This is a genomic window from Streptomyces sp. NPDC015345 (assembly GCF_043078805.1).
Lineage (GTDB): Bacteria > Actinomycetota > Actinomycetes > Streptomycetales > Streptomycetaceae > Streptomyces.
Genome location: NZ_JBIBTX010000001.1, coordinates 819,456 through 845,262 on the forward strand (window position 1 = coordinate 819,456; position 25,807 = coordinate 845,262).

Sequence of the window (25,807 nt, forward strand, 5' to 3'; positions counted from 1 at the left end):
CGTGGGGGGTGTCGGGGTTCTGCGAGTGCCGGTCTCGTGTGGCTGAGCGCGCAGTTCCCCGCGCCCCTGACGGGGCGCTTCCTGGGCGGAGTGCTTCAGTCCAGGTAGCCCCTCAACTGGTCCGCGAACGCGTGGTCGCGGAGTTTGTTGAGGGTCTTGGACTCGATCTGGCGGATGCGCTCGCGCGTCACGCCGAAGATGCGCCCTATCTCCTCCAGGGTGCGCGGCCTGCCGTCCGCGAGGCCGTAGCGCAGCTGGACGACCTTGCGCTCGCGCTCGCCGAGCGTGGAGAGGACCGCCTCCAGGTGCTCGCGGAGCAGCAGGAACGCGGCGGATTCCACGGGGGACGTCGCGTCGCCGTCCTCGATGAGGTCGCCGAGCGCGACGTCGTCCTCCTCGCCGACGGGCGCGTGCAGCGAGACCGGCTCCTGCGCCAGCCTGAGGACCTCGCTGACCCGCTCGGGGAGCAGGTCCAGCTGGGCCGCCACTTCCTCGGGCGTGGGCTCGTACCCGCGCTCCTGGAGCATGCGGCGCTGGACGCGCACGACGCGGTTGATGAGCTCCACGACGTGCACGGGCACGCGGATGGTGCGGGCCTGGTCCGCGAGGGCGCGGGACATGGCCTGCCGGATCCACCAGGTCGCGTACGTGGAGAACTTGTAGCCCCGGGCGTAGTCGAACTTCTCCACCGCCCTGATCAGGCCGAGGTTCCCCTCCTGGACGAGGTCGAGCATGGTGAGGCCGCGGCCCACGTACCGCTTGGCGACGGAGACGACCAGGCGGAGGTTGGCCTCGATGAGGCGGCGCTTGGCCATCCGGCCCATGACGACCAGCTTGTCGAGGTCCAGGGCGAGTTGGGAGTCCAGGTCGGGGGTGTTGCCCAGCTTCTCCTCGGCGAAGAGGCCGGCCTCCACGTTGCGGGCGAGCTCCACCTCCTCCGCGGCGGTGAGCAGGGGGATCCGCCCGATCTCGCGCAGGTACTGGCGGAACAGGTCGGAGGACGGGCCGCCGGTGTCGGTGCGGCCGCGGGGGGCTGGGACGTCGGCGGTCTCCGGTTCGAGGGGCTCGGGGGCCTCGGGGGGTTCCGGGACTTCGGGGGTCTCGGACTCGGGGTGCAGCGGGGCGCGGCTCTGCGGCGGGACCGCCTCCAGGACGTCCTTGTCCGCTTCGGGGCGCGCGGCGGTGTCGCTCTGGGCGAGGGTCTGGGTCTGGGTCTGCACGGGGGCGACCTCCAGGGTGATCGCTGCTGAGGCGTGCGGCAACGGGAGAAGGACGACGGCCTCGCCGCTGTCCGTCCCGGACACGAGGGGTGGAACCGCGGGGGTGTCGGGCCCGCTGTCTGCGGGCCGGCCGCGCTCCGAGGACTCAGGCACCGGAACCCAGTGTGGGGTACGACACACGGCCGCCACGAGGGGCGTGCGGTGACTTTTTGAGTCCGGTCCGTAACCGCGTGGTTACCCGGGGGGCAACCCGCGCCGGCCGCGCCTGAGGGCCACGCGTCTAGGGCCTGTCTGACAATTCCCGTCGTCGCCCGGAGGGCGGCCTCGCGGCGTCAGGTGCGTGCTCTCGGCGTGCCGGGCGTAGGGCCTCGTACTGGATGTACTTGGCTCTGCGCCCGGTGCGGCGAGAGTGCGTGCATGGCGTCGCGAGGCAGGCGGGAATTGTCAGACAGGCCCTAGAGGGCGTCGGCCCCGCGGTCGCGCAGCGCCTGGCCGTACTGCTGGAGGACCCACAACTCGTTCTGCACCGCGGTCAGCCGCTGCGGGTCACCGCCGGCGCCCAGGCGGGCGAGGCTGCCCTGGACGTCGCGGATGCGGCGGTCGACGGCGCGCAGCCGGACCTGGACGAGCTGCACGCCCGCGTACACCTCGTCGACGGTCTTGCGCAGGATCGCCTCGACGGCCAGCTCGGTGACCATCCGGCGCACCGTGTCGTCGGGTGCCGCGTCGAGCACGCGCGCGAGGTAGGCCTGCGCGTCGGCGATGCCCGCCTCGGCGCCGCCCGCCTCCTCGATGCACTGGCGCACGGCCGCGTAGGGCGGGGCGGTGAACTCGTCCACCCCATACGCGTCGAAGGCCGGGGAGACCAGCTCGGGGCGCTGGAGGGCCAGCTTGAGCAGCTCGCGCTCGGTGCGGTGGGCGGGGCTGCGCAGGGTGAGCGCGGGGCCGCTGGGCGGCGGCGGTCCCTGCGCGTACGTCTGCTGGGGTCTGCCCTGCGGCTGCGCGGGGCCCCGGCCGCCGCGGTCACGGGCCCAACGGGCCAGCTGTGCCACGCGCTTGACGACGAACTGGGTGTCGAGGATGCCGAGCATGCCGGCGAGCTGGACGGCCACCTCGTGCTGCGCGCCGCTGTTCTTGATGCGGGCCACGACGGGCGCCGCCTCGTCCAGGGCGGCGGCGCGGCCGGCGGGGGTCTCCAGGTCGTACCGGGAGACGATCTGGCGCAGGGCGAACTCGAAGAGCGGCGTGCGGGGCTCGACGAGGTCGGCGACCGCCTCGTCGCCCTTGGCCAGGCGCAGCTCGCAGGGGTCCATGCCCTCGGGCGCGATGGCGATGTACGTCTCGGCGGCGAACTTCTGGTCGTCCTCGAAGGCGCGCAGGGCGGCCTTCTGGCCTGCCGCGTCGCCGTCGAAGGTGAAGATGACCCGCGCCGAGCCGTTGTCCATCAGGAGGCGGCGCAGGATCTTGATGTGGTCGCCGCCGAAGGCCGTGCCGCAGGTCGCGATGGCGGTGGTGACGCCGGCGAGGTGGCAGGCCATGACGTCGGTGTACCCCTCGACGACGACCGCGCGGGAGGTCTTGGCGATCTCCTTCTTGGCCAGGTCGACGCCGTAGAGGACCTGGCCCTTCTTGTAGATCGGGGTCTCGGGGGTGTTGAGGTACTTCGGGCCGTTGTCGTCGTCGCGCAGCTTGCGGGCGCCGAAGCCGACGACCTCGCCGCCGATGTCGCGGATGGGCCACATCAGGCGGCCGCGGAAGCGGTCGATGGGGCCGCGGCGGCCCTCCTGGGAGAGGCCGGAGAGGGTCAGCTCCTTGTCGGTGAAGCCCTTGCCGCGCAGATAGCGGGTGAGGTGGTCCCAGCCGGCCGGGCTGTACCCCACGCCGAAGTGCGCGGCGGCGGCCTGGTCGAAGCCGCGCTCGGCGAGGAACTTGCGGCCGATCTCGGCCTCGGGGCTCTCCAGCTGCTCCACGTAGAACTGGGCGGCGACCTTGTGGGCCTCGACCAGGCGGATGCGCTCGCCGCGCTGGTGGCTGGGGTTGTACCCGCCTTCCTCGTACCGCAGCGTGATGCCCGCCTTGGCGGCGAGGCGCTCGACCGTCTCCGAGAACGTGAGGTGGTCGATCTTCATCACGAAGGCGATCGTGTCGCCGCCTTCCTGGCAGCCGAAGCAGTGGAAGAGGCCCTTGCTCGGGCTGACCTGGAACGACGGGGACTTCTCGTCGTGGAAGGGGCACAGGCCCTTGAGGTTTCCACCTCCGGCGTTGCGCAGCTGGAGGTAGTCGGAGACCACGGCGTCGATCGGGACCGCGTCCCGAACCGCCTTCACGTCCTCGTCATTGATCCTGCCTGCCACGTACGAATACTACGGCTCGCCTGTGACACTCCCGCCCGGGCCGCCGCCCGGCCCTCACGCGAGCAGCGACTCCAGGGGGACGGAGGGGTCCGCGAGGCGCTCGATGTCCGGGCGGGCGCCCGTGCGGATCAGCTGCTGCACGGTCTCCGTGACCTCCCACACATTGACGTTCATCCCGGCCAGCACCCGTCCCTCGCTCAGCCAGAACGCGATGAACTCCCGCTTCCCGACGTCTCCGCGGGCCACCACCTGGTCGTACGTGCCCGGGGGCGCCCAGCCGGAGTACTCCAGGCCCACGTCGTACTGGTCGGAGAAGAAGTAGGGCACGCGGTCATGGCGGACGTCCTGGCCGAGCATGGCGCGGGCGGCCGCCGGGCCGCCGTTCAGGGCGTTCGCCCAGTGCTCGACGCGCAGCCCCGTGCCGAAGAGCGGGTGGTGCTGGGCGGCCACGTCGCCCGCCGCGTAGATGTCGGGGTCCGAGGTCCGCAGCGAGGCGTCGACCAGCACGCCGCCGCCGTGCGCGCGGTCGGCCAGGTCGAGGCCCGCGGCCTCGGCGAGCGCCGTGCGCGGGGCGGCGCCGATCGCGGCGAGCACGTCGTGCGCGGGGTGCTCCTCGCCGTCGTCCGTCTGGACGGCGAGGACCATGCCGTCCTGGCCGACGATCTCGGTGAGCGAGGCGCCGAAGTGGAAGCGCACCCCGTGCTCGGCGTGCAGGTCGGTGAAGACCTGGCCGAACTCCGGGCCGAGGACGCCGTGCAGCGGGGTCGGCTCCCGCTCGACGACGGTGACCTCCGCGCCGTACTCCCTGGCGGCCGCCGCGACCTCCAGGCCGATCCAGCCCGCGCCCGCGATCACCAGGTGGCCGTTGTCCCTGCCGAGGGCCGCGAGGACCTGCCGGAGGCGGTCGGCGTGGGCGAGGCGGCGCAGGTGGTGGACGCCCGCGAGGTCCGTGCCGGGGATGTCGAGGCGGCGCGGCTCGGCGCCGGTGGCCAGGAGCAGCTTGTCGTAGTGGACGGCCGTGCCGTCGCCGAGGCGCACGCTCCTGGTGGCGCGGTCGATGGCGACGACGGGCTGGCCGAGGTGCAGCTCCACGTCGGCTTGCGCGTACCACCCCGGTTCGTGGACGAAGACGCTGTCGCGCTCCTCCTTGCCGAGGAGGTAGCCCTTGGACAGGGGCGGGCGCTCGTAGGGGTGGTCACGCTCGTCACCGACGAGGATCACCCGGCCGGTGAATCCCTCGGAACGGAGCGTCTCGGCCGCCTTGGCGCCGGCCAGACCTCCTCCCACAATGACGAACGTCTGATGCGCGTCGACCACTTGATGCCTCCTTGCCGGGGGGTACCGGGGGTGGCCCCCGGAAGAACACAGCCTTGCCGAAGAACACAGCCTTGCCGCCACAGGGAGCGTCCCGCACGGAGCGTGATGGGGGAAGGGGGCGTGGCCCCAAGAGGCCACTTTTCGTCACGCCCTGTGGTCACTCCATGGTCACCGGCCGCTGCTCCCTTGCTGTCTCGCCGTCAGGCGGGTGTGCAGGGCGCGGGCCGCCGCGTCCGTGAGTGACGCGATCTGGTCGATCACGACGCGCCGCGCGGCCCGGTCGTCGGGCGCCGCGTCGTACAGCGCCCTGAACTGCGGGTCGAGGCCCTCGGGGGCACGCGCCGTGAGCGCCTCGGCGAGTTCGGCCACGACGACGCGCTGGTCCGCGCGGAGCCGCTCCTGCGCGGGGCGCTGCATCACGTAGAGGTCGGCGACGGCCTTGAGCACCGCGCACTCGTGCCGCGCCGCGCGGGGCACGACGAGCTCTGCGGCATACCGCGAGAGGGGCCCTCTGCCTCCCCCAGTGCCTGGACGGCCTGGGCGGGGCCCCCATCGCGCGCGGGTGGCGGTCTCCGCGGCGAGGCAGAAGCGGCCGATGAGCTGGCTGGTGGCGTCCTTCAAGCGGGCCTGGGCGACGGCCGATCCGTCGTATCCGTGCGGCCACCACTCCTGCTCCAGGAGGCGGTCGAGGGCCTCGGCGAGCTCTTCGGGGTCGGTGTCCGCGGGGACGTAGCGCCCGAGGGCCACGGTGTAGATGTCCCGCCGCTCCGGTTCGGCGTGCAGCGCGTTGGGGTCGATGTGGCCGGCGTGCAGGCCGTCCTCGAAGTCGTGGACCGAGTACGCCACGTCGTCCGACCAGTCCATGACCTGAGCCTCGAAGCAGGTGCGCTGCCCCGGGGCCTCCTTGCGGATCCAGTCGAAGACCGGGCGGTCGTCCTCGTAGACCCCGAACTTCGAGGACGCCGGGTTCGTGGGGTGGCCGCCGCGCCGCCAGGGGTACTTGGTGGCGGCGTCCAGGGCGGCGCGGGTGAGGTTGAGGCCGACGCTGACCAGCTCGCCGGTGGATTCCGAGCGCACGAAGCGCTTCGGCTCGATGCGGGTGAGCAGGCGCAGCGACTGGGCGTTGCCCTCGAAGCCGCCGCAGTCCGCCGCCACCTCGTTCAGCGCCTGCTCGCCGTTGTGCCCGAAGGGCGGGTGGCCGAGGTCGTGGGAGAGGCAGGCGGTCTCCACCAGGTCGGGGTCGCAGCCCAGGGCGGCGCCCAGCTCGCGGCCCACCTGGGCGCACTCCAGGGAGTGTGTCAGCCGGGTGCGGGCGCTGGCGTCCCAGGCCTGGCTTCTCGTGCCGGGCGTGACGACCTGGGTCTTTCCGGCGAGCCGGCGCAGCGCGGCGGAGTGCACCACACGCGCGCGGTCGCGCTGGAAGGCCGTACGCCCCGGCCTCTTGTCGGGCTCGGCGGCCCATCGCTCGACGGCGGCCTCGTCATAGGCCGCGCAGGCGTCCTGGGCCTCGGATCGCGCGTTCGGTGCTGTGCCTTCCACGGTGCCTTCCATGCACCGACAGTAGACGCAAGCAGTGACAAAGGGGGATCTGGCCTCCCGTCAGACGGCGGTGAGGCGCCGGTATTCGGCCGCCGACGGGACGCTGCGGGCCTGGTCGTAGCGGTGCAAGACGAGCCGGGCCAGCGCGGGGTGGGCGCCGAGCGGGGGTGCGGCGATCCAGGGGGCGGCGGCCGCGCTCTGGGTGGCGAAGCGGCCCGGCGCGGTGAAGTACGCGGCGACGGCGGTGCGGGTCCGGCCCTCGGCGGCCAGGGCTTCAAGGGCGTCGGGCACGGTGCGGGCGCAGGCGGCGGTGGGGGCGGCGTAGGCGGGGATCACGGGCACGCCCAGGCGGTCGGCGAGCAGGGCGGCGGCGGCCTCGGTGTCGGCGGCCGACTCGGGGTCACGGGAGCCCGCGGCGGCGAGGACGACCGCGTGGCGGCGGCGTGTGCCCGTGCTCGGGGGCCGCGTGGGCCAGCCCGCCTCGACGAGCCGGTAGTGCAGCGCCTCGGCGAGCATCGGGTGCGGGCCGAGCGGGGCGGCCACGCGGGTGTCGAGGTGGGGGACGCCGGCGGCGGCCGCCGGGATGTCCCGCTTGACGTGCTGGCCCCGGCTCAGGAGCAGCGGGACGAGCACGGCCCGGCCGCCCCGCTGCGCGGCGAGGGTGTCGGTGAGCAGTGGCTCGTTCAGCTCGATGTGCCCGAGGCGGACGGTGAGGCCGGGCCGCTGCTCGCGGATCCGCTCGGCGAGGGCCGTGACGGTGGCGAGGGCGCGGGGGTCGCGGCTGCCGTGGGGGACGAGGACGAGGGTGGGGCGGGTGCCGGGACGGGGGCGGGGGGCCGGGCGGCGGCTGCCGTCGGGTGAGACGAGGCCGAGCCGGCTGCCGAGTTGGCTGGTGATTCGGTCCATGAGTTGCGCCGTACTGTCGAGGTGGGTGCTGCCGGAGTCGTCGTGAAGAGGGTTCGACGGCGTCATGGACCGAGGATGGCCGGGGCAGATTGCGGGGGCGTTGCGCGGCCGTGACGGCTGTTTGCGGCGGGCTCACGGCGGGGGGCGGGGGTCGGTCAGGGGGGCCGGTCAGGGGTCTGCGGCGGCGGGCGGGTCAGGGGGCCGGCTCGGGGGTGGGTCAGGGGCGTTTCAGGGGCGGGTCCGGGTTGCGGGACGCACTCGTCGCCGGTGGTGTGGCCTACGGTGGGGGGAGTGATCGGATCTGGGGAGGTCCGAGGGGTGGCACGGGGGCGAGGCACACATGGACCAGGTGAATCGGCGCTGGTGGGAGCGGCTGCGGGGGTCGGCGGCGGCGTGGCGTGCGGGCTTGGCGGGGCGGTCGCGCCCGGCGTGGCCGCGGCGTCCGGCGTGGTCGCGGCTCCCACGGACGCGGAAGGGGCGGCGGCGGGCCGTGCAGGGAGCGATGGCGCTGTGCGTCGTCGCGCTGCTGCCCGCGACCTGGCTCTTCGTGACGACGGACAGCAAGATCGGCTCGGTCGCGGACGCGCCGCGCGCACGGGTCGCGATGGTCTTCGGCGCCGGCCTGTGGAAGGGCGAGCCGTCGCCGTATCTCGCGCATAGGCTGGACGCGGCGGCCGAGTTGTACCGCGCGGGACGGATAGAGGTCGTGCTCGTCACGGGCGACAACAGCCGCGAGGAGTACGACGAACCGGACGCGATGCGCGCCTATCTGAAGAAGCACGGCGTGCCGGACCGGCGGATCGTGAGCGACTACGCCGGGTTCGACACCTGGGACTCCTGCGTCCGCGCCAAGAAGATCTTCGGCGTGGACCGGGCGGTGCTGATCAGCCAGGGCTTCCACATACGCAGAGCGGTGGCGCTCTGCGACGCGGCGGGTGTCTCGTCGTACGGCGTCGGGGTGGACGCGGTGCACGACGCGACCTGGTACTACGGCGGAGCGCGGGAGGTCTTTGCGGCGGGCAAGGCGGCGCTGGACGCGGCGTTCCACCCGGACCCGCGCTTCCTGGGCCCACGAGAGCGGGGCGTGGAACGGGCGCTGGCTTCGGGGCGGTGAGTCTTGGGGGCTTGGGCGCCCCGAAGGGGCGCGGGGAACTGCGCGCCCAGCCACGACACACCCGCAGGTGCCTGGCCGCGCACCAAACTGTCAAAGCCGCTCTTCATCGGCTCGCTCGCCGACAAGCCCGCGGGCGAGCGGCCCCGGCGGGCGCGGGTCCAGCAGTGAGCGCCTCCCTTGCAAGGAGGATGTCGGGACGCCCCTCACGCACCCCGGCACGGCAGTCCGTCCACCGGCGGCTCGGGGCCGTACCTCACAGTGGGGCGCGGGCATGGCTGAGACCGGCTTACCGCGTGCGTAACGCGAGCGCGTCTGGGCACGTAACAAGCACGGCGGACGCTGGGCGGCATGCACTCCACGGCGACACCCGCGACACCGGCGACCTCCGCGACTCCCGTGGTCACGGCGGTGACGGCGACCCACTGCCCGTACTGCGCGCTTCAGTGCGGGATGGGGCTGACGGCGGGCACCGGTGGTGGCGTGGAGGTCGTGGAGCGCGCGGCGTTCCCCGTGAACAAGGGCGCCCTGTGCGGCAAGGGACGCACGGCGCCCGCTCTGCTCTCCTCCCGGGTGCGCCTGACCGAGCCCCTCGTCCGATCCCACGCCACGGGCAAGCTCGCGCCGGCCACCTGGGAGGAGGCCCTGGACCGGATCGCCGCCGAGCTGTCCCGCGCGCGTGCGGAACATGGCCCGGACTCCTGCGGGGTCTTCGGCGGAGGCGGGCTGACCAACGAGAAGGCGTACGCGCTCGGCAAGTTCGCGCGGGTGGCGCTCGGCACGTCGCAGATCGACTACAACGGACGGTTCTGCATGTCGTCGGCCGCGGCGGCCGGGCAGCGGGCGTTCGGGCTCGACCGGGGGCTACCGTTCCCGCTGGAGGACATCCCGCGCACCGGCTGCGTGATCCTCGTCGGGTCGAACCTCGCCGAGACGATGCCGCCCGCCCTGCGGTACCTCACGGAACTGCGGGAGAACGGCGGCACGCTGATCGTCGTGGACCCGCGCCGGACGCGCACCGCCGAGCAGGCCGACCTGCATCTGGCGCCGCGTCCCGGCACGGACCTCGCCCTGGCGCTCGGCCTGCTGCACCTGGTCGTGTCCGGGGGCCGCACGGACGAGGCGTTCATCGAGGAGCGGACGACCGGCTGGGAGGAGGCGCGGGCGGCGGCGATGGCGCACTGGCCCGAGCTGGTCGAGCGGATCACCGGCGTGCCGGTGCCCCAACTGCGCGAGACGGTGCGCATGTTCTGCGACGCGAAGGCCGCGATGGTGCTCACCGCGCGCGGGCCCGAGCAGCAGTCCAAGGGCACGGACACCGTCGGGGCGTGGATCAATCTGTGCCTCGCCACGGGCCGGGCGGGGCGTCCGCTGTCCGGGTACGGCTGCCTGACCGGGCAGGGCAACGGCCAGGGTGGGCGCGAACACGGCCAGAAGGCCGACCAGTTGCCCGGCTACCGCAAGCTGACGGACCCGGCGGCGCGGGCGCACGTGGCGGAGGTCTGGGGCGTGGATCCCGACACGCTGCCGGGCCCCGGCCGGTCGGCGTACGAACTGCTCGACGCGCTCGGCGGGGACATCAGGACACTGCTCCTGATGGGTTCCAACCCGGTCGTGTCGGCGCCCCGGGCCGCGCATGTGGAGGAGCGGCTGCGGTCGCTCGACTTCCTCGCGGTGGCGGACGTCGTGCTGTCCGAGACGGCCGAACTGGCGGACGTGGTGCTGCCGGTGACGCAGTGGGCCGAGGAGACGGGGACGGTGACCAACCTGGAGGGGCGGGTGCTGCTGCGCCGCCGGGCGGTGTCCGCGCCCGACGGGGTCCGCAGCGACCTGGAGGTGCTGCACGGGCTCGCGGCGCGGCTCGGCCACGGGAAGAAGTTCCCCACCGATCCGCGGGAGGTCTTCGAGGAGCTGCGCCGGGCGAGCGCGGGCGGGGCGGCGGACTACTCCGGCATCTCGTACGAGCGGTTGAGGGAGGGGGAGGGCGAGGGGGTGTTCTGGCCGTGCCCCCGTGGTGACGTGGAGGCGGGTGGCGAGGAGGCCATGCATCCCGGGACGCCTCGGCTGTTCCTCGACCGGTTCGCCACGGAGGACGGGCGGGCGCGGTTCGTGCCGGTCGTGCACCGGCCCGCCGCTGAGGAGCCGGACGCGGAGTATCCCGTGCTGCTGACCACCGGGCGGGTCCTCGCGCAGTACCAGTCGGGGGCGCAGACGCGGCGGGTCGATGAGCTCAACTCCGCGGCGCCAGGCCCGTTCGTGGAGGTGCATCCGCGGCTCGCGGCGCGGCTCGGGATAGCGGAGGGCGAGGCGGTCGCCGTGGTGTCGCGGCGTGGCCGCGCGGTCGCTCCGGCACGGGTCACGTCGTCGATCCGTCCGGACACGGTCTTCATGCCGTTCCACTGGGCGGGCGAGGGGCGGGCCAATTCGCTGACGCATCCGGCGCTCGACCCGGTCTCGCGGATGCCGGAGTTCAAGGTGTGCGCGGTGCGGCTCGAACCGGCGGAGCCCATGACCACGAACGGGGACGGGGTCCTGAACACGGACGCGGACAGGGACAGGGCCCGGGCGGGTGCGCGCCCGGGCCCGCCGGAACAGGGCTAGGAGAGGTCAGCAGGTGCGCCCGATGTACCAGGCGCCGTCGACGTCCCCGGCTTCGCCGATCCAGGTGACACCGGGGCCGACGCACTTGACGGTGTTCGGGCCCCAGTCGTCGATCTCGATCAGGATCTTCGAGCCGTCGCTCGTGCAGTGGTTGTAGTAGGCGTCGCTGTGGGTCTCGTAGAACCCGCAGGGGTTCTGGATGGCGGACGGCGAGACGGCGGTCGCGGTGGCGGTCGCCGCCATCGACATACCGAGGGCGAGGGTCACGGCTCCGACGAACGCGGGCAGGGAACGGCGAACTCGCATGAAGCGACTCCTTCTTGAGGACGTGGTGCTCACGCACCGATCGCGTGCACCGGAAGGGCACACGCAGAGTCTCATCGCTGTGACTCTTCGCGGTCGCGCGACGTCGTCCGTATGAGTGATGGAGTACGCCAGATCGAGTGCGTCGGCGTTTGAGCTGCGGTTTTCGTCTTCTGGGGCGGGTGGGGGGCGAGTTGTCAGTCGGTGGTCTCCCGCTCCACCCACTCCAGGTAGGCCGCGCTCCCCCGGACCACCGGCGTGGCGATGATCTCGGGGGTGTCGTAGTCGTGGGCCTCGGTGAGCCACGCCTCCAGGGCGGCATAGCGGGCGGCGGTCGTTTTGAGGAGCACCTGCCATTCCTGGGCGGTCTCGATCTCGTCCTCCCAGCGGTACACGGAGGTGACGGGCCCGGTGATCTGCGCACAGGCCGCGAGCCGCGCCCGGATCGCGCCGTACGCGAGTTCCCGCGCCTTGCCTTCCGCGTCGGCCGTGGTCAGCACGGTCAGCGCGGTCGGCGCGCCTGGTACGGGCGGCGCGGTCGGTGCGGGCTGCGTCGTCGGTTCGTCGTCCATACGGCGATTGTGCACAGCGACGGCCAGGACTCGCCGACCCGCCCACCCCCGCCCGCTTAACTCCCGTACGGCCGCACCGCCTTGGCGCCCCGGAGCGCCCAGCCCCACCAGGCCAGCTGGTCGAGCATGACCTTGGCGGCGGCGTCGGCGCCCGCCGGATCGCGGTGGTTGCCGGCGTCGTCGAAGAGGGCGCCCGCGTTGTGGAAGGAGACGGTGTCGCGGATGGTGACCGTGTGCAGTTCGGCGAAGACCGGGCGCAGGTGCTCGACGGCCCGTAGGCCTCCGGAGAGCCCGCCGTAGGAGACGAAGGCGACGGGCTTGGCCTCCCACTCCGCCTTGTGCCAGTCGACGACGCTCTTGAGGGACGCCGGGTAGGAGTGGTTGTACTCGGGGGTGAGGACGATGAACGCGTCGGCGGCGGCCAGCTTCGGGGTGACCTTGGCGAGTTCGGCGGCGACGGCGGCGGACGGGTCGAAGGAGAGGGAGGTCGGCAGGTCGACCTCGGCGAGGTCGACGACGTCGAGGGAGAGGTCAGAGCGTTCGCGGACCCGGGAGAGCAGCCACTCGGCGACGATCGGCCCGAAGCGGCCCTCGCGGTTGCTGCCGATGATCACGGCGACGCGGAGCGGCGCGTCGGCGTCCGGGGAGACGGTGGAGGACGCGGTGGCGGAGGAGGAAGACAGGGTGGACGAGGAGGACGTGGTCTCAGTCATGGGCCAAGCCTCTTAGTTAAACCTTGGTTCAGGTCAAGCGCGCCGTGTGGCTAATCTGACCGCATGACCGCGCATCTCGCACCGGACGCCAAGGAAGCCACCGTCGGAGAGCTCGCCGCACGCAGCGGGGTCGCCCCGTCCGCCCTGCGGTTCTACGAACGCGAGGGGCTCATCACGGCCCGCCGCACCTCTGGCAATCAGCGCCGCTACAGCCGCGACACCCTGCGCAGGGTGGCCTTCATCCGCACCTCGCAGCGGCTCGGCATCCCGCTCGCCACCATCCGCGAGGTGCTCGGCCTGCTGCCCGAGGACCGCACGCCGACCCGCGAGGACTGGGCACGGATCTCCGAGTGCTGGCGCGCGGATCTCGACGACCGCATCCGCGCCCTCCAGCGGCTGCGCGACAACCTCACCGACTGCATCGGCTGCGGCTGCCTCTCGCTCGCCAAGTGCGCGCTGACCAACCCGTGGGACGAACTGGGCGAGCGCGGCCCCGGGCCGCGCCGCCTGCTGGAGGACAAGGACCCGAGCGGCCCCGCGGGCCGCACGGACACGGCGCAGGCCGGCGCCCCCGGGCCGGGGGAAGCCGGAACCGCCGCCGGTCCGCAGGGAGCCGGGGGCTAGTCGCGCTTGGGCCAGACGGGGCGCTGATCGGTCCAGATGACACCCTTGTTGCGGCAGAGGCAGAAGGGGTGGCCGATGGGGTCGGTATAGACGCGGAAGCCGTAGCCGTCGGGCTCGACGCAGTCCCGCTGCGGGGTGGCGCCGAGGGACACGACCCGGCGCTCTTCGGCCTCGATGTCGTCGACTTCGAAGTCGAGGTGGAACTGCTTGGGGTGCTCGTTGTCGGGCCACTGCGGGGCGCGGTAGTCCTCCACCTGGATGAAGGCCAGTTCGATCTCGCCGAACTGGATACCGGCCCAGTTCTCGTCGCTGCCCTCCTTGACCGGAAGCCCCGTCACTTCGGAGTAGAAGGCTGCCAGCTTCATCGTGTCCGGGCAGTCGATAATGAAGTCGGTCAGTCGTAGCATCCCGCGATCTTGCCACAAGATCAAGAGTGCCGGAGGCCGTCTCGTAGCGTGGCGCCATGACAACTCCGGCGCTGGTCCAGCGCATTGAGATCGACGGACGTCCCGCCACCGCGGAGAACCTGCTGTGGCCCGCCCTCGTCAACACCGGACACTTCACCGCGATGCAGGTCAGAGGCGGCAAGGTGCGCGGCATCGACCTCCATCTGGACCGCCTCGACGCGGCGACGCGCGAACTGTTCGGGCGAGGGCTGGACGGGGAGCGGGTACGTGGCCTGATCCGGCACATCCTGCGCGGCGACCCCGCCGGCGCGAGCGCCATCGACGACGCCTCCGTACGCGTCCACGTCCACGCCCCCGAAGGCGAACCGTCCCTGATGGTGACCGTGCGGCCGCCCACCGTGCTGCCCGCCGCCATGGCGGACCGCGCGCGGGCGCTGATGTCCGTGCCGTATCAGCGGCCCTTCGCCCACATCAAACATCTGGGCGGCTTCGGACAGGCCCGGTACGGCGAGCTGGCGCGGCGCGCGGGCTTCGACGACGCGCTGCTCACCGGCCCCGGCGGGGAGATCAGCGAGGGCGCCGTCACGAACATCGCCTTCTGCGAGCGCACACCGGGCGGCCCACGGATCGTGTGGCCGAACGCGCCGCACCTGGCGGGCATCACGATGCGGCTGATCGAGGCGCGCCTGCCGGCCGCCGGGCTGCCCACCGTGCACGCGCCCGTCACCCTCGCGGACCTGCCGTCGTACACGGCGGCGTTCGTCACCAACGCGTGGGGCGTCAGCCCGGTGCGGCGCATCGACTCCGTCGCGTACGCGGTCGACGAGAAGCTGATGGCGACGGTGGCCGGGGTCTACGAGGAGGTGCCCTGGGACACGGTCTGAGCGCGCCGCCGCGTCGGGTCACCCATTCACAGGCGCCGGGCACGCTCTTCGGAATCTCGCCGGCGAGACGCCGGTGACCTGCTGGAACTCTCCCGCCGATGCGCCGAAGTTCCCCCATACGGGCGGCATACGGACGGCTTCGTGACGCCTCATCAGGAGGCGGTCGCCGCCGAGTGCCCTTTACCTCGGTACAGCGGGACTCGACCGACGCAGCGGCACTTGGGGGTGCCGCGGGGCGCGTTCCGCGAGGCCTCGGAGGAACGAGCACCATGCGCAACGCCCGTCTGCTGTCCGGTACCGCGCTCGCCGTAGCGACGGTGGGCGCCCTGGCCGCCCCCGCGACCGCCGTCCCCGTCGGCGGGCTGGAGATCCGCCCCGCCACCGTCACCCCCGGCTCCGCCGTCACCGTGCACACCACCGCCTGCGGCTCCGGCGGGACCGCGAGCGGGGACGCCAGCGCGGTCGGGGCGGGCGCCTTCACCCTGGCGCCGGGCAAGCGCCCCGAGGAGGCGGTCGGGCGCTTCGAGGTGCCGCCGTCCGCGCAGCCCGGCACCTACGAGATCGTCGCGAAGTGCTCCGGTTCCGGAGGCGCCGCCGTGAAGAACAAGCAGGTGGCGGGCGATCTGGTGGTGACGATCACCTCCACCGCGGCCGCCGCGGAGCAGCCGCGGCCGCATCCGAGGGGACATGTGAAGACGGGGGTCGGCGGCACGCTCGGTCCCGACCCCGTGCAGACCGCGGCGGGAGTGGCCGCCCTGGCCGTCGCCGCCGCGGGCGGTACCTGGCTCCTGCATCGCCGGGCGAGAGGCGACAGGATCTGACGGACACCCTCCGCTGTCCACCGGTACCGCCGCCCCCGCCCCCCTCCCTGCCCGTGTCCCCTCGTGGGCGGGGAGGGGGACGAGGGCAACCGGCCCGACCGACCCCGAGGGGGATGCCGCATGCGCCGCACACGTCGCGTTTCCCGTACGTCAGTCACACGCCGCGTCTCGCGTACGCCGACCCGCGCCAAGGGGGCCACGGGGGCGAAGGCCCGTACGGCGTCCGGTACGCGCAGGAGGGCCGGCAACGCCGTCATAGCGACCGTCACCGCCGTGGCGCTCTGCTCCGGGGCGTGGCTGCTGCGCAACGGCACCGCGTCGCACCCGCCACCGCAGCCCTCCCCCGCGCAGGCCGCACCGTCCCGGCCGGGCGCCGACCACTCCGCCGGCACCGGCCCGGGCACCGGCACCGCGGCGCTGCCGCCCTCGCCGCCCGACCGCGTGCGGATCCCGGCGATCGGCGTCGACGCACCCCTGATGGGGCTCGGTCTGACCCCGCAGGGCAGCCTCGACGTCCCGCCGCCGGGCCGGAAGAACCTCGCCGGCTGGTACGAGGCGGGCACCACGCCCGGCGAGCGGGGCACCGCCATCGTCGCGGGCCACGTCGACAACAAGGAGGGCCCGGCCGTCTTCTACGAACTGGGCGCGCTGAGCAGGGGCCGCACCATCGAGGTCGAGCGCAGGGACGGCAGCGTGGCCGTCTTCACGGTCCACGCGAACGAGGTGTACGACGCCAAGGACTTCCCCGACGAGAAGGTGTACGGCCCGGCTCCGCGCCCCGAGCTGCGGGTCATCACCTGCGGCGGCAGGTACTCGAAGCGGACCGGCTACCAGGGCAACGTGGTGGTCTTCGCGCATCTGACCGCGGTGCGCTGAGTCCCGGCGGGTCGGGCCGGGGCCTCAGGCGACCCACTGTTCGTACGCCATCTTCACCACGAGCCCGAAGACGGTGGTCAGGAGCACGATCCGGACGAAGCCGCTGCCCTTCTTGAGCGCCGTGCGGGCGCCGAACATGCCGCCCGCGAGGTTGAAGAGGGCCATCAGCGCGGCCAGTTGCCACAGGACGGCGCCCTGCCAGGCGAACATCGCGAGGGCGCCGGCGTTGGTGCAGCAGTTGACGATCTTCGCGGTGGCCGACGCGGAGACCAGGTCGAGGTGGAGCACGGCGGTCAGGGCGAGCACGAGGAAGGTGCCCGTGCCGGGTCCGACGAGGCCGTCGTAGAAGCCGATGCCGAGGCCCGCGAGGCCGATCGCGGCGAGGATCCGCTTCGGTGAGGCGGGCTCCGCGGCGGGCGCGGTGCCGAAGGCGGGCCGCAGGATCACGAAGCTGCCGACGGCGACGAGCACCACCATGATCACGGGCTTCAGTACGTCGGTGCTCATCCCCGCCGCGAAGAAGGCGCCGCCCATCGACCCGGCGAGCGCGGCGAGGCCGATCCGGACGGCGGTGGGCACGTCGACGGGGGTCTTCTTCACGTAGGTCACCGCGGCGCCCGTCGTACCGACGATCGCCACCGCCTTGTTCGTGCCGAGGGCGTGTGCGGCCGGGGTACCGCCCGGCAGGCCGAGCAGCAGGGCGGGGAGCAGCAGCAGTCCGCCGCCGCCGACCACGGCGTCGATCCAGCCGGCCGCGAGGGCGGCGAGGCAGAGCACGACGACCGTGGTCATGGATATGTCAGGCATGATCGCGACCCTATAGCCAACCCTCACACCGCCCCCGAGCGGACGCTGAGCGCACCGTTCCCCCGGAGAAACAACGCGGCCCCGGCCGGGAAACACCCGCCCCGCAGGCTGCTGAGCATGACATCCACGGCAGTGGTGATCGGCACGGGCCTGGCCGGCGCCCGCGTAGCGCAGCGCCTCGGCGCCGAGGGTCCCGGAGGCACCGGGGCTCCCGGAGGCCCCGACACCGTACTCATCGGCGAGGAGGACCACGCCCCGTACAACCGCGTGCTCCTCGCGGAGGTCCTCGCGGGCCGGTACGGCGCGGACGTGATCACCCTGCCGAAGCCGCCCGGCACCACCCTGCGCACCCGCGTGGTCCGCGTCGACCGCGCGGAGCGCCGGGTGCACTGCGCGGACGGCACCGTCGTCCCCTACGGCACCCTGATCATCGCCACCGGCTCCAACCCCGTGCTGCCGCCCCTGCGCGGTCTGTTCGCGCCCGGCGCCCGGGAGCTGCCGGGCGGGGTGCACGCCTTCCGGACGATGGACGACTGCCTGGCCCTGTCCGCCGCCGTCACGCCCGGGGTCCGCGTCGTGGTCATCGGCGGCGGTCTCCTCGGCGTCTCGGCGGCCCGCGCGCTGGCCGAGCGGGGCGCGCAGGTCGTCCTGACGCAGCAGGCCGAGCGGCTCATGGAGCGTCAGCTCGACCCGGCCTCCTCGGAGCTGGTGCGGGCGCACCTGACCGGCCTCGGCGTCGAGGTGCACACCGAGTGCCGGGTGCGCGGGGTCGGCGTCACCGACGGGGCCGTGCGCAGCGTGGAGCTCGCCGACGGCTACTCGCTGGACACCGATCTGACGGTCCTCGCCTGCGGCGTCCGCCCCCGTACCGGTCTGGCGCTGGCCGCCGGACTCGACGTACGCAAGGGCATCGTCGTGGACGACCGGCTGCGCACCTCCGACCCGCACATCCGTGCCGTCGGTGACTGCGCCGAGCACGCGGGCCGCGTCTACGGCCTGGCGACGCCCGCCCTGGAACAGGCCGACGCGCTCGCCGACGACCTCCTCGGCCGTGGCGCGGCCCCCTACACCGGCAGCCGCATGCTCACCCGCCTCACCCTCGCGGGCCCCGGTCCGCTGGACCTGGCGGCGTTCGGCGACCCCGAGCCGCACCCCGACGACGACGTCATCCAGCTCGCCGACGCCACCCGCGGCACCTACCGCAAGGTCGTCGTCCGCGGCGACCGCCTGGTCGGCGGCGTCCTGCTCGGCGACCTGGCCTCGGTGGGCGCGCTCGCCCGCGCCTGGGAGGCGGACGACCCGCTGCCCGACGACGACAGCCCCCTGCTCCACCTGCTCACCCATCCCCAAGCTCTCGACTCCGTTCGAGCAGGGCAGACCCCCATCGGAGGCCGCTGACATGCCGACACCCCCGAGCCCCGCACACACCCCGCGGGCCCCACACCACCGCCCCACGATCGTGCTCGTCGGCCACGGCATGGTCGGCCAGCGCTTCCTGGAAGCCGCCGTCGAGCGCGGTCTCGCGGCGAGCCACCGGATCGTGGTGCTCTGCGAGGAGCCGCGCCCCGCCTACGACCGGGTGCAGCTCACCTCGTACTTCTCGGGCCGCACGCCCGACGAACTCTCCCTCACCGACCGGGAGTTCCTCGACGCGCACGGCATCGAGCTGTACGTCGACGAACCCGCCGAGAGCTTCGACCGGGAGGCGAGGACGGTCACGGCCCGCTCCGGGCGCGTCGTCCCGTACGACACGCTGGTCCTCGCCACCGGCTCGTACCCCTTCGTGCCGCCCGTGCCGGGCAAGGACGCGACGGGCTGCTTCGTCTACCGCACCATCGAGGACCTCCTCGCCATCGAGGAGTACGCGAAGAAGCGCGCGACGACCGGCGCGGTGGTCGGCGGCGGCCTGCTCGGCCTGGAGGCGGCGGGCGCGCTGCGCGGTCTCGGACTCGCCACGCACGTCGTGGAGTTCGCGCCGCGGCTGATGCCGGTGCAGGTCGACGAGGGCGGCGGCGCGGCGCTCCTGCGCACCATCACCGGCATGGGCCTGACGGTCCACACGGGCACCGGCACGCAGGAGATCGTGACGGACGAGGACGGCGCGGTCAGCGCCATGAAGCTGTCCGACGGCCAGGAACTCGCCGTCGACCTGGTGGTGTTCTCCGCCGGTGTCCGCCCGCGCGACCAGCTGGCCCGCGACCACGGTCTCGCGGTCGGCGAGCGCGGCGGCATCACCGTAGACGAGCAGTGCCGCACCAGTGACCCGGACGTGTATGCGATCGGCGAGTGCGCGCAGGCCTCGGACGGCCGCGTGTACGGCCTGGTCGCGCCCGGGTACGAGATGGCGCAGACGGCCGCCGCCGCCATCGCCGCCGACCGCGAGGCGCGCTTCACGGGCGCCGACCTGTCGACCAAGCTGAAGCTCCTCGGCGTCGACGTCGCCTCCTTCGGCGACGCGCACGGCACGGCGGAGGGCTGCCTCGACGTCGTCTACTCCGACTCGCGCTCGGGCACGTACAAGAAGCTGGTGATCGGCGCGGGCGGTGAGCTGCTCGGCGGCATCCTCGTCGGCGACGCGGAGGCGTACGGCCTGCTGCGCCCGCTCACCGGGACCGTGCCCCCGCTGCCGCCCGAGCAGCTGGTGCTGCCCGAGGGCGCGGGCGCCCCCGTCGCGCTCGGCCCGGAGTCGCTGCCGGGCTCGGCGGTGATCTGCAGCTGCCACAACGTCACCAAGGACGCCATCCAGGCCTGCGCCACCCTGCCCGAGGTCAAGAAGTGCACCAAGGCCGGTACGGGCTGCGGCAGTTGCGTGAAGGTCATCGGGCAGCTCCTTCCGCACTCCGGCGACAAGGGGCTGTGCGGCTGCTTCGGGCAGACCCGCCAGGAGCTGTACGAGATCGTCCGTGTCCTGCGGATCACGTCGTTCCGCGCGCTGCTCGACGGGCACGGCCGTGAGGCGGCGCGCGGCGGCGAGGGCTGCGAGGTGTGCAAGCCGACGGTCGGTTCCATCATCGCCTCGCTGGCCCCGACGATCGGCGCCGAGGGGTATGTCCTGGACGGTGAGCAGGCCGCGCTCCAGGACACCAACGACCACTTCCTCGCCAACCTCCAGAAGAACGGCTCCTACTCGGTGGTCCCCCGCATCCCCGGCGGCGAGATCACCCCGGAGAAGCTCATCGTCATCGGCGAGGTGGCGCGGGACTTCGGCCTCTACACGAAGATCACCGGGGGGCAGCGCATCGACCTCTTCGGGGCCCGTGTGGAGCAACTGCCGATGATCTGGACGCGCCTCGTGGACGCGGGCTTCGAGTCCGGGCACGCCTACGGCAAGGCGCTGCGCACCGTGAAGTCCTGCGTCGGGCAGACCTGGTGCCGCTACGGCGTGCAGGACTCCGTGCGCATGGCCATCGACCTGGAGCTGCGCTACCGCGGCCTGCGCGCCCCGCACAAGCTGAAGTCGGCGGTCTCCGGCTGCGCCCGCGAGTGCGCCGAGGCCCAGTCGAAGGACTTCGGCGTGATCGCCACGGCGAGCGGCTGGAACCTGTACGTGGGTGGCAACGGCGGCGCGACCCCGCGCCACGCCGACCTGCTCGCGCAGGACCTGGACGACGCGGAACTGGTCCGCCTCATCGACCGGTTCCTGATGTTCTACATCCGCACCGCCGACCGCCTGGAGCGCACCGCGGCCTGGCTGGAGCGGCTCGACGGCGGCCTCGACCACGTACGCGACGTGGTCGTCCACGACTCGCTGGGCATCTGCGCCGAGCTGGAGGCGCTGATGGCCGACCACGTCACGCACTACCGCGACGAGTGGGCCGAGACCCTCGACGACCCCGAGCGGCTCGCGCGCTTCGTGTCCTTCGTGAACGCGCCGGGCGTGCCGGACCCCACGGTCGGCTTCGTCCCGGAGCGCGACCAGATCAAGCCGGACCTGCCCCTGCTGTCCATCGGCCCCCGCCCCCTGGAAGGAGCCTCCCGATGAGCACCGCCCCCACGCGTGTCCACCTGCGCTACGCCGACGACTGGTTCGAGGTCTGCGAGCGCGCCCGGCTGACCCCGGGCCGGGGCATCGCCGCCCTGCTGCCCGACGGCCGCCAGGCGGCGCTCTTCCTCGACCGCGAGGGACGCGCGTACGCCATCGACAACCGCGATCCGTTCACGGGCGCCGCGGTGCTCTCCCGGGGCCTGCTCGGCTCCGAGGCCGGCCGTCCGTTCGTCGCCTCGCCGCTCCTCAAGCAGCGGTTCGACCTGGAGACGGGGCGGTGCCTGGACGACGACGAGGTCGCCGTCCAGACGCATCCCGTACGGATCGCCTGACCGGCCGTCGCTGGCCCGACGCTCTCCGGGCCGCCCGAACGCCCTACGCCGCCATCCGCAGTTCCACCGCCGCCAGCGGGACGAAGCCGGGGCCCTCCCCTGCGGTGGGCGCGTCCTTGCCGCCGAGGCGCCGCAGCAGGGCGAGCGCGATCCGCTCGCCCTGTGCCTTCGCGCGGTCCGCGTCCGGGCCGCGGTGCAGCCCGTCGACCGTGGCGTGCCACAGCTGCACCCAGCGGCCGAAGTGCTCGGCGGTGAGCGGGCGGGCCGTGTGCAGCGCGGCGTGCGGGGCGAAGGCGTTGCGCCGGTAGTCGGCGGTGCGCCAGAGCGCGCGTTCCCAGAAGTCGGTGATGCGCGGGAGGTGGACATCGAGGTCGGTCCCGGCGATCTCCGTGAAGAACGGGCCGATGAGCGGGTCGGCGAACGCGGCCGTGTAGAAGCGGCGGAGCAGTACGTCGAGGTCGGCACGGGTGGCGATGTCCATACCGGCAGTTTCCCCCATCCACCGCGCCGCCCCCAGGACCGAAGGTCACCGCGGCAGGGGCGCGGGCCCCGCCCTACCGCAGGTCCGACGCCTCGAACACGCCGCGCGCCGCCGCCCCGTCGACCTGCTCGGTGAGCCGCCGCAGCTCGGCGCAGCCCGTCCTGAGCAGCCCGGCCTCCCGTGCGGCGCGGGCCCCCCGGTCCAGCCGGTGCAGCAGCAGCGGGTCGGCGACGAGGACCCGGGGGTCGAGTTCGACGCGGTGGCCGAGCGAGTCGCACAGGACCAGCCGCGCCGCCACGCCCTCGCTGCGGCGCACGGCGGTCAGCAGGCCGGTGCAGACGTGTCTGCGGCGGCCGAGCCCCTGGACGGCGAGCCAGCCGGGGCCCGCCGTCACCCGCGCGGGGTGCAGCACCACGTACAGCAGCGCGGCGAGCCCCCACCACAGGGCGAGCCTGAGCGCGGTGAACGTGCCGCTGAACAGGTCGAGGAGGACCACCAGCACCAGCAGCCCCAGCGCGCACAGGGCGGCGGACCGCATTTGGGCCGTCCAATTCCGGTCAGTCACCGTGTCCGCCGTGCCGCCGCCGCTCCGGTGGCCGCTGCCCCGCACCGCACCGCGCCGGGAAGCGCCCCGGATCGTCCTGTCGTGTCCCATGTGCGGCACCGTAGGACGCGCCGCGCGGCCATGGCGCCACCCTTGACGCCGCACATACACCCGAGGTGGAGACCTTGACGGAGCGCTGACGCGACACGCGCCCCGGCTTCCGGCTTCCGGCTTGGTGACACTCGGCCGCAACACCACTGTCGTAATCGCCGCGCATGGTTGATCGTTGGGCCGACGCGTACACGCACACGTACAGGTACTCCGACCTCACGCAGGGAGACGACCGGCATGACCATCAGCCGCAGGACACTGCTCGGGACCGGCGCGGCACTCGGCCTGCTCACCGCGTGCGGGTCGAACACGGGGCGTGGCGGCGGGGGTTCGGGCGGCAAGGGCCCGCGGCTCGCGCAGTGGTACCACCAGTACGGCGAGGCGGGCACCGAGCAGGCCGTGAAGCGGTACGCCGCCGCGTACGACAAGGCCGACGTCCAGGTGCAGTGGCGGCCCGGGAACTACGACGAGCAGACCGCCGCGGCTCTGCTCACCGACTCCGGGCCCGACGTCTTCGAGGTCAACGGCCCCTCTCTGGACCAGATCCGCAAGGGGCAGGTCGTCGACCTCACCGACCTCTTCGACGGCGTGAAGGACGACTTCGACCCGGTGGTGCTCGCCCCGAAGACGTACGACGGGAAGATCTGGGCGATCCCCCAGGTCGTCGACATGCACCTGCTCTACTACCGCAAGAGCCTGCTGGACGACGCGGGCGTCGAGCCGCCCCGGAGCCTGGAGGCGCTGGTCGACGCGGCGAAGGCGCTGACGACGAAGAAGGTGAAGGGCCTCTTCCTCGGCAACGACGGCGGCGCGGGCGCCCTCGGCATCACCCCGCTGCACGCGGCCGGCCTGGAGTCGGTCACGGAGGACGGCGAGGTCGGCTTCGACGACCCGGCCGCCGCCCGCGCCCTCGGCAGACTGCGCCAGCTGTACGCCGACAAGTCACTGCTGCTCGGCGCGCCCTCCGATTGGTCGGACCCCTCGGCGTTCACGCAGGAGCTGACCGCCATGCAGTGGTGCGGCCTGTGGGCGCTGCCCGCCGTACGCAAGGCGCTGGGCGACGACTTCGGTGTCCTCGCCCTGCCCCCGGAGGGCTCGGGTGGCAGGCCCGCGCTGCCCGTCGGGTCGTACGGCGCGGCGGTGAACGCCCGCGGCGACCACAAGGAGGAGGCGAAGGACTTCCTGAAGTGGCTGTGGATCGACAGGACGGAGTACCAGGAGGACTTCGCGCTCTCCTACGGCTTCCACATCCCGGCCCGGCTCTCCCTCGTGAAGAAGGCCGACAAGCTGAAGGAGGGCCCGGCGGCGGACGCCGTGCGCTACTCCACCGAGTACGGCTACGCCCAGCCGCTGCTGTGGACACCGGCGAGCCGCACCGCCTACCAGGACGCGCTGAGCCGGATCATCAAGTCCGGCGCGAACCCGGAGAGCGAGCTCAGGTCCGTCGTGCGCGAGGTGCGGGCGGAGCTGGCCCGGGTCAAGAAGAAGCGGTGAGGGAGACGTTGACGGGGACGGGAAGGAAGCGGCTGGGCACCCAGAACCGCACGCTCTGGTTCTGGGTCTTCGTCGGACCCTTCGCGCTGGGCCTGGTCCTCTTCACATACGTACCGCTCGCCTGGAGCGTCTACCTCAGCTTCTTCGACGCCCACAACACCGTCTCCCCCACCGACTTCGTCGGCTTCGACAACTACACGTCGATGCTGCGGAACGAGGCGTTCACCGACAGCCTCGTCACCTTCGCGGTCTTCTCGGCGTTCATCGTGCCCACCACGTTCGTCCTGTCGCTGGCGCTCGCCCTGATGGTCAACCGCATGCGCCGGGCGCAGGCGTTCTTCCGGTCGGTCTTCTTCCTGCCCGCCGCGTGCAGCTACGTCGTGGCGGCGCTGATCTGGAAGCTGTCGATCTTCAACGGCGTGCGGTTCGGGCTCGCCAACACCGTCCTCGGCTGGTTCGGCGCCGACCAGATCGCGTGGCTGTCGACGACACAGCCTCCCTGGTACTGGCTGGTCATCGTCACCGTGCGGCTCTGGCTCCAGGCGGGCTTCTACATGGTCCTCTTCCTGGCGGGCCTCCAGCGGATCTCCCCCACCCTCTACGAGGCGGCGGCGGTGGACGGTGCGCGGCCCGGCTGGCAGGTCCTGCGCCACATCACGCTCCCGCAGCTGCGCGCGACGTCGATCGCGGTGACGCTGCTCCTGGTGATCAACGCCTTCCAGGCCTTCGACGAGTTCTACAACCTGCTCTCGGACTCCCAGGGCTATCCGCCCTACGCCCGCCCGCCGCTCGTCTACCTCTACTACACGGCGCTCGGCCAGGGGCAGAACCTCGGATTCGGCAGCGCGGGCGCGGTGATCCTCGCGTTGATCATCGCGGTGGTGACGGTCGGCCAGGCGCGCTGGTTCGGCCTCGGCGGGAAGGAGGACTGACAGCGGTGACGGCACCCTCGAAAAGGCCCATGGATGACGCCCTGGTCCGGGCGGGACGCGCGCTGCGGGTCGTCCTGCTGATCGCGCTCGCCCTGCTGTTCCTGATCCCCTTCTACCTCCTCGTCCGCAACGGCCTCGCGTCCGAGGAGGACATCACCTCTCCCGACTGGACGTTCTTCCCCACCACGCTGCGCTGGTCGAACCTCTCGGAGCTCTTCGACGACCCGACGGTGCCGATGGCGCGCGCCCTGCTCAACTCGTCGCTGATCGCCGTCGCCACGACCCTCGGCACGGTCGTCCTCGCCTCACTCGCCGGGTACGGCCTGGCGCGCATCCCCTACCGCCACGCCGACCGCGTCTTCTACGCGATCCTCGGCACGATGATGGTCCCGGCGGCCGTCACCTTCGTACCGAGCTTCGTGCTGGTCTCGTCCCTCGGCTGGGTGTCGACCCTGCGCGGCCTGATCATCCCGACTCTCTTCTCGGCCTTCGCGTGCTTCGTCTTCCGGCAGTACTTCCTCGGCTTCCCGAGGGAGCTGGAGGACGCGGCCCGGGTGGACGGCCTCGGCTACTGGCGTACGTACTGGCGCGTGGTCGTCCCGAACTCCCGTCCCGTCTTCGCGGCCGTCGGCACGATCGTGTTCATCGGCGCGTGGAACTCCTTCCTGTGGCCCCTGGTGATCGGCCAGGACCGGGAGGCGTGGACGGTCCAGGTGGCGCTGGCCACGTTCACGACTTCCCAGGTCATCCGGCTGCACCAACTGTTCGTCGCGGCGGCGGTGTCGATCGTGCCGATCCTCGTGGTCTTCCTGTTCTTCCAGAGGTGGATCGTGGCGGGGGTGGAGAGGTCGGGCATCGACGACTGAGCCTCCC

General features: G+C 72.9%; 24 protein-coding genes. 12 read left to right on the top strand and 12 right to left on the bottom strand.

Going from position 1 to position 25,807, the window contains the following annotated elements; all coding sequences use genetic code 11:
- Nucleotides 1-95: 95 nt before the first annotated feature.
- The 5 genes from ACF062_RS03755 to ACF062_RS03775 all read right to left on the bottom strand — a co-directional run bounded on the left by ACF062_RS03755 (nucleotide 96) and on the right by ACF062_RS03775 (nucleotide 7,402).
- The gene (locus tag ACF062_RS03755; RefSeq protein WP_392135206.1) at nucleotides 96-1,373 is read right to left on the bottom strand and encodes an RNA polymerase sigma factor; all 1,278 of its coding nucleotides are present in this window, start codon (nucleotides 1,371-1,373) and stop codon (nucleotides 96-98) included.
- A 302-nt stretch (nucleotides 1,374-1,675) separates the two neighbouring features.
- Complete coding sequence (gene dnaG / locus ACF062_RS03760) at nucleotides 1,676-3,574, bottom strand: DNA primase (protein WP_392135209.1); 1,899 nt, start codon at nucleotides 3,572-3,574, stop codon at nucleotides 1,676-1,678.
- A 54-nt stretch (nucleotides 3,575-3,628) separates the two neighbouring features.
- Nucleotides 3,629-4,891, bottom strand: coding sequence for an NAD(P)/FAD-dependent oxidoreductase (locus ACF062_RS03765; protein WP_392135211.1), 1,263 nt, complete (start codon nucleotides 4,889-4,891; stop codon nucleotides 3,629-3,631).
- A gap of 168 nt (nucleotides 4,892-5,059) precedes the next feature.
- A complete protein-coding gene (locus ACF062_RS03770; RefSeq protein WP_392135214.1) occupies nucleotides 5,060-6,442 on the bottom strand; it encodes a deoxyguanosinetriphosphate triphosphohydrolase in 1,383 nt (460 codons plus the stop codon).
- A gap of 48 nt (nucleotides 6,443-6,490) precedes the next feature.
- Nucleotides 6,491-7,402 carry a sirohydrochlorin chelatase gene (locus ACF062_RS03775; protein WP_392135217.1) on the bottom strand — a complete coding sequence of 304 codons (912 nt, stop codon included), beginning with the start codon at nucleotides 7,400-7,402 and terminating at the stop codon, nucleotides 6,491-6,493.
- 274 nt (nucleotides 7,403-7,676) lie between these two features.
- On the opposite strand from ACF062_RS03775, the gene ACF062_RS03780 reads away from it, so the two are divergent.
- Nucleotides 7,677-8,450, top strand: a complete 774-nt coding sequence (locus ACF062_RS03780) for a vancomycin high temperature exclusion protein (RefSeq protein WP_392135220.1) — start codon at nucleotides 7,677-7,679, stop codon at nucleotides 8,448-8,450.
- A 348-nt stretch (nucleotides 8,451-8,798) separates the two neighbouring features.
- Nucleotides 8,799-11,048 (top strand): molybdopterin oxidoreductase family protein, encoded by a 2,250-nt coding sequence (locus ACF062_RS03785; protein WP_392135223.1) that lies wholly within the window; start codon nucleotides 8,799-8,801, stop codon nucleotides 11,046-11,048.
- Nucleotides 11,049-11,054: 6 nt separating this feature from the next.
- On the opposite strand, the gene ACF062_RS03790 is transcribed toward ACF062_RS03785, so the two are convergent.
- The 3 genes from ACF062_RS03790 to ACF062_RS03800 all read right to left on the bottom strand — a co-directional run bounded on the left by ACF062_RS03790 (nucleotide 11,055) and on the right by ACF062_RS03800 (nucleotide 12,636).
- Nucleotides 11,055-11,354: a DUF6355 family natural product biosynthesis protein gene (locus ACF062_RS03790; RefSeq protein ID WP_223774513.1), complete on the bottom strand. Its 300-nt coding sequence runs from the start codon at nucleotides 11,352-11,354 to the stop codon at nucleotides 11,055-11,057.
- A 194-nt stretch (nucleotides 11,355-11,548) separates the two neighbouring features.
- On the bottom strand, nucleotides 11,549-11,923 hold the full coding sequence (gene cutA, locus ACF062_RS03795) for a divalent-cation tolerance protein CutA (RefSeq protein WP_392135226.1): 375 nt from the start codon (nucleotides 11,921-11,923) through the stop codon (nucleotides 11,549-11,551).
- 56 nt (nucleotides 11,924-11,979) lie between these two features.
- Nucleotides 11,980-12,636, bottom strand: coding sequence for an NADPH-dependent FMN reductase (locus ACF062_RS03800; protein ID WP_392135229.1), 657 nt, complete (start codon nucleotides 12,634-12,636; stop codon nucleotides 11,980-11,982).
- A 63-nt stretch (nucleotides 12,637-12,699) separates the two neighbouring features.
- On the opposite strand from ACF062_RS03800, the gene soxR reads away from it, so the two are divergent.
- The gene (gene soxR, locus ACF062_RS03805; RefSeq protein WP_392135232.1) at nucleotides 12,700-13,260 is read left to right on the top strand and encodes a redox-sensitive transcriptional activator SoxR; all 561 of its coding nucleotides are present in this window, start codon (nucleotides 12,700-12,702) and stop codon (nucleotides 13,258-13,260) included.
- Here soxR and ACF062_RS03810 read toward each other — a convergent pair.
- Nucleotides 13,257-13,667, bottom strand: coding sequence for a VOC family protein (locus tag ACF062_RS03810; RefSeq protein WP_392135234.1), 411 nt, complete (start codon nucleotides 13,665-13,667; stop codon nucleotides 13,257-13,259). The two genes, soxR and ACF062_RS03810, sit on opposite strands and share 4 nt — an antisense overlap.
- A 56-nt stretch (nucleotides 13,668-13,723) precedes the next feature.
- Between ACF062_RS03810 and ACF062_RS03815 the strand changes: the two genes are divergently transcribed.
- The 3 genes from ACF062_RS03815 to ACF062_RS03825 all read left to right on the top strand — a co-directional run bounded on the left by ACF062_RS03815 (nucleotide 13,724) and on the right by ACF062_RS03825 (nucleotide 16,248).
- The gene (locus tag ACF062_RS03815) at nucleotides 13,724-14,551 is read left to right on the top strand and encodes an aminotransferase class IV (RefSeq protein WP_392135237.1); all 828 of its coding nucleotides are present in this window, start codon (nucleotides 13,724-13,726) and stop codon (nucleotides 14,549-14,551) included.
- 269 nt (nucleotides 14,552-14,820) lie between these two features.
- Nucleotides 14,821-15,372, top strand: coding sequence for a hypothetical protein (locus tag ACF062_RS03820; RefSeq protein ID WP_223774518.1), 552 nt, complete (start codon nucleotides 14,821-14,823; stop codon nucleotides 15,370-15,372).
- A gap of 120 nt (nucleotides 15,373-15,492) precedes the next feature.
- Complete coding sequence (locus ACF062_RS03825; RefSeq protein WP_392135240.1) at nucleotides 15,493-16,248, top strand: class F sortase; 756 nt, start codon at nucleotides 15,493-15,495, stop codon at nucleotides 16,246-16,248.
- A 24-nt stretch (nucleotides 16,249-16,272) separates the two neighbouring features.
- On the opposite strand, the gene ACF062_RS03830 is transcribed toward ACF062_RS03825, so the two are convergent.
- Nucleotides 16,273-17,055: a sulfite exporter TauE/SafE family protein gene (locus ACF062_RS03830; protein WP_392135243.1), complete on the bottom strand. Its 783-nt coding sequence runs from the start codon at nucleotides 17,053-17,055 to the stop codon at nucleotides 16,273-16,275.
- A 117-nt stretch (nucleotides 17,056-17,172) separates the two neighbouring features.
- On the opposite strand from ACF062_RS03830, the gene ACF062_RS03835 reads away from it, so the two are divergent.
- The 3 genes from ACF062_RS03835 to nirD are packed head-to-tail and all read left to right on the top strand — an operon-like array spanning nucleotide 17,173 to nucleotide 21,372.
- Nucleotides 17,173-18,453 (top strand): NAD(P)/FAD-dependent oxidoreductase, encoded by a 1,281-nt coding sequence (locus ACF062_RS03835; protein WP_392135244.1) that lies wholly within the window; start codon nucleotides 17,173-17,175, stop codon nucleotides 18,451-18,453.
- A 1-nt stretch (nucleotide 18,454) separates the two neighbouring features.
- A complete protein-coding gene (gene nirB, locus ACF062_RS03840; RefSeq protein WP_392135247.1) occupies nucleotides 18,455-21,037 on the top strand; it encodes a nitrite reductase large subunit NirB in 2,583 nt (860 codons plus the stop codon).
- Nucleotides 21,034-21,372, top strand: a complete 339-nt coding sequence (gene nirD / locus ACF062_RS03845) for a nitrite reductase small subunit NirD (RefSeq protein WP_223774523.1) — start codon at nucleotides 21,034-21,036, stop codon at nucleotides 21,370-21,372. Before nirB ends, nirD begins: the two co-directional genes overlap by 4 nt.
- 43 nt (nucleotides 21,373-21,415) lie before the next feature.
- On the opposite strand, the gene ACF062_RS03850 is transcribed toward nirD, so the two are convergent.
- Entirely contained in the window at nucleotides 21,416-21,853 is a 438-nt protein-coding gene (locus tag ACF062_RS03850; protein WP_392135250.1) for a group III truncated hemoglobin, read from the bottom strand.
- A 73-nt stretch (nucleotides 21,854-21,926) separates the two neighbouring features.
- On the bottom strand, nucleotides 21,927-22,508 hold the full coding sequence (locus ACF062_RS03855; RefSeq protein WP_392135253.1) for a hypothetical protein: 582 nt from the start codon (nucleotides 22,506-22,508) through the stop codon (nucleotides 21,927-21,929).
- Between the two features lie 237 nt (nucleotides 22,509-22,745).
- Here ACF062_RS03855 and ACF062_RS03860 point away from each other — a divergent pair, with 237 nt between their 5' ends.
- Genes ACF062_RS03860 through ACF062_RS03870 form a run of 3 tightly spaced genes read left to right on the top strand, consistent with a single transcriptional unit; the run spans nucleotide 22,746 to nucleotide 25,800 of the window.
- Nucleotides 22,746-24,002, top strand: coding sequence for an ABC transporter substrate-binding protein (locus ACF062_RS03860; RefSeq protein WP_392135255.1), 1,257 nt, complete (start codon nucleotides 22,746-22,748; stop codon nucleotides 24,000-24,002).
- Complete coding sequence (locus ACF062_RS03865; protein ID WP_392135258.1) at nucleotides 23,999-24,934, top strand: carbohydrate ABC transporter permease; 936 nt, start codon at nucleotides 23,999-24,001, stop codon at nucleotides 24,932-24,934. Before ACF062_RS03860 ends, ACF062_RS03865 begins: the two co-directional genes overlap by 4 nt.
- A 29-nt stretch (nucleotides 24,935-24,963) precedes the next feature.
- Nucleotides 24,964-25,800 (top strand): carbohydrate ABC transporter permease, encoded by an 837-nt coding sequence (locus ACF062_RS03870; RefSeq protein ID WP_392135261.1) that lies wholly within the window; start codon nucleotides 24,964-24,966, stop codon nucleotides 25,798-25,800.
- Nucleotides 25,801-25,807 lie beyond the last annotated feature (7 nt).

Bases quoted from the DNA above. Each gene is read 5' to 3' on its own strand.
- ACF062_RS03770 (WP_392135214.1), bottom strand. From the start codon at position 6,442: ATGGAAGGCACCGTGGAAGGCACAGCACCGAACGCGCGATCCGAGGCC.
- ACF062_RS03775 (WP_392135217.1), bottom strand. From the start codon at position 7,402: ATGACGCCGTCGAACCCTCTTCACGACGACTCCGGCAGCACCCACCTC.
- ACF062_RS03780 (WP_392135220.1), top strand. From the start codon at position 7,677: ATGGACCAGGTGAATCGGCGCTGGTGGGAGCGGCTGCGGGGGTCGGCG.
- ACF062_RS03785 (WP_392135223.1), top strand. From the start codon at position 8,799: ATGCACTCCACGGCGACACCCGCGACACCGGCGACCTCCGCGACTCCC.
- ACF062_RS03790 (WP_223774513.1), bottom strand. From the start codon at position 11,354: ATGCGAGTTCGCCGTTCCCTGCCCGCGTTCGTCGGAGCCGTGACCCTC.
- cutA (WP_392135226.1), bottom strand. From the start codon at position 11,923: ATGGACGACGAACCGACGACGCAGCCCGCACCGACCGCGCCGCCCGTA.
- ACF062_RS03800 (WP_392135229.1), bottom strand. From the start codon at position 12,636: ATGACTGAGACCACGTCCTCCTCGTCCACCCTGTCTTCCTCCTCCGCC.
- soxR (WP_392135232.1), top strand. From the start codon at position 12,700: ATGACCGCGCATCTCGCACCGGACGCCAAGGAAGCCACCGTCGGAGAG.
- ACF062_RS03810 (WP_392135234.1), bottom strand. From the start codon at position 13,667: ATGCTACGACTGACCGACTTCATTATCGACTGCCCGGACACGATGAAG.
- ACF062_RS03815 (WP_392135237.1), top strand. From the start codon at position 13,724: ATGACAACTCCGGCGCTGGTCCAGCGCATTGAGATCGACGGACGTCCC.
- ACF062_RS03820 (WP_223774518.1), top strand. From the start codon at position 14,821: ATGCGCAACGCCCGTCTGCTGTCCGGTACCGCGCTCGCCGTAGCGACG.
- ACF062_RS03825 (WP_392135240.1), top strand. From the start codon at position 15,493: ATGCGCCGCACACGTCGCGTTTCCCGTACGTCAGTCACACGCCGCGTC.
- ACF062_RS03830 (WP_392135243.1), bottom strand. From the start codon at position 17,055: ATGCCTGACATATCCATGACCACGGTCGTCGTGCTCTGCCTCGCCGCC.
- ACF062_RS03835 (WP_392135244.1), top strand. From the start codon at position 17,173: ATGACATCCACGGCAGTGGTGATCGGCACGGGCCTGGCCGGCGCCCGC.
- nirB (WP_392135247.1), top strand. From the start codon at position 18,455: ATGCCGACACCCCCGAGCCCCGCACACACCCCGCGGGCCCCACACCAC.
- nirD (WP_223774523.1), top strand. From the start codon at position 21,034: ATGAGCACCGCCCCCACGCGTGTCCACCTGCGCTACGCCGACGACTGG.
- ACF062_RS03850 (WP_392135250.1), bottom strand. From the start codon at position 21,853: ATGGACATCGCCACCCGTGCCGACCTCGACGTACTGCTCCGCCGCTTC.
- ACF062_RS03855 (WP_392135253.1), bottom strand. From the start codon at position 22,508: ATGGGACACGACAGGACGATCCGGGGCGCTTCCCGGCGCGGTGCGGTG.
- ACF062_RS03860 (WP_392135255.1), top strand. From the start codon at position 22,746: ATGACCATCAGCCGCAGGACACTGCTCGGGACCGGCGCGGCACTCGGC.
- ACF062_RS03870 (WP_392135261.1), top strand. From the start codon at position 24,964: ATGGATGACGCCCTGGTCCGGGCGGGACGCGCGCTGCGGGTCGTCCTG.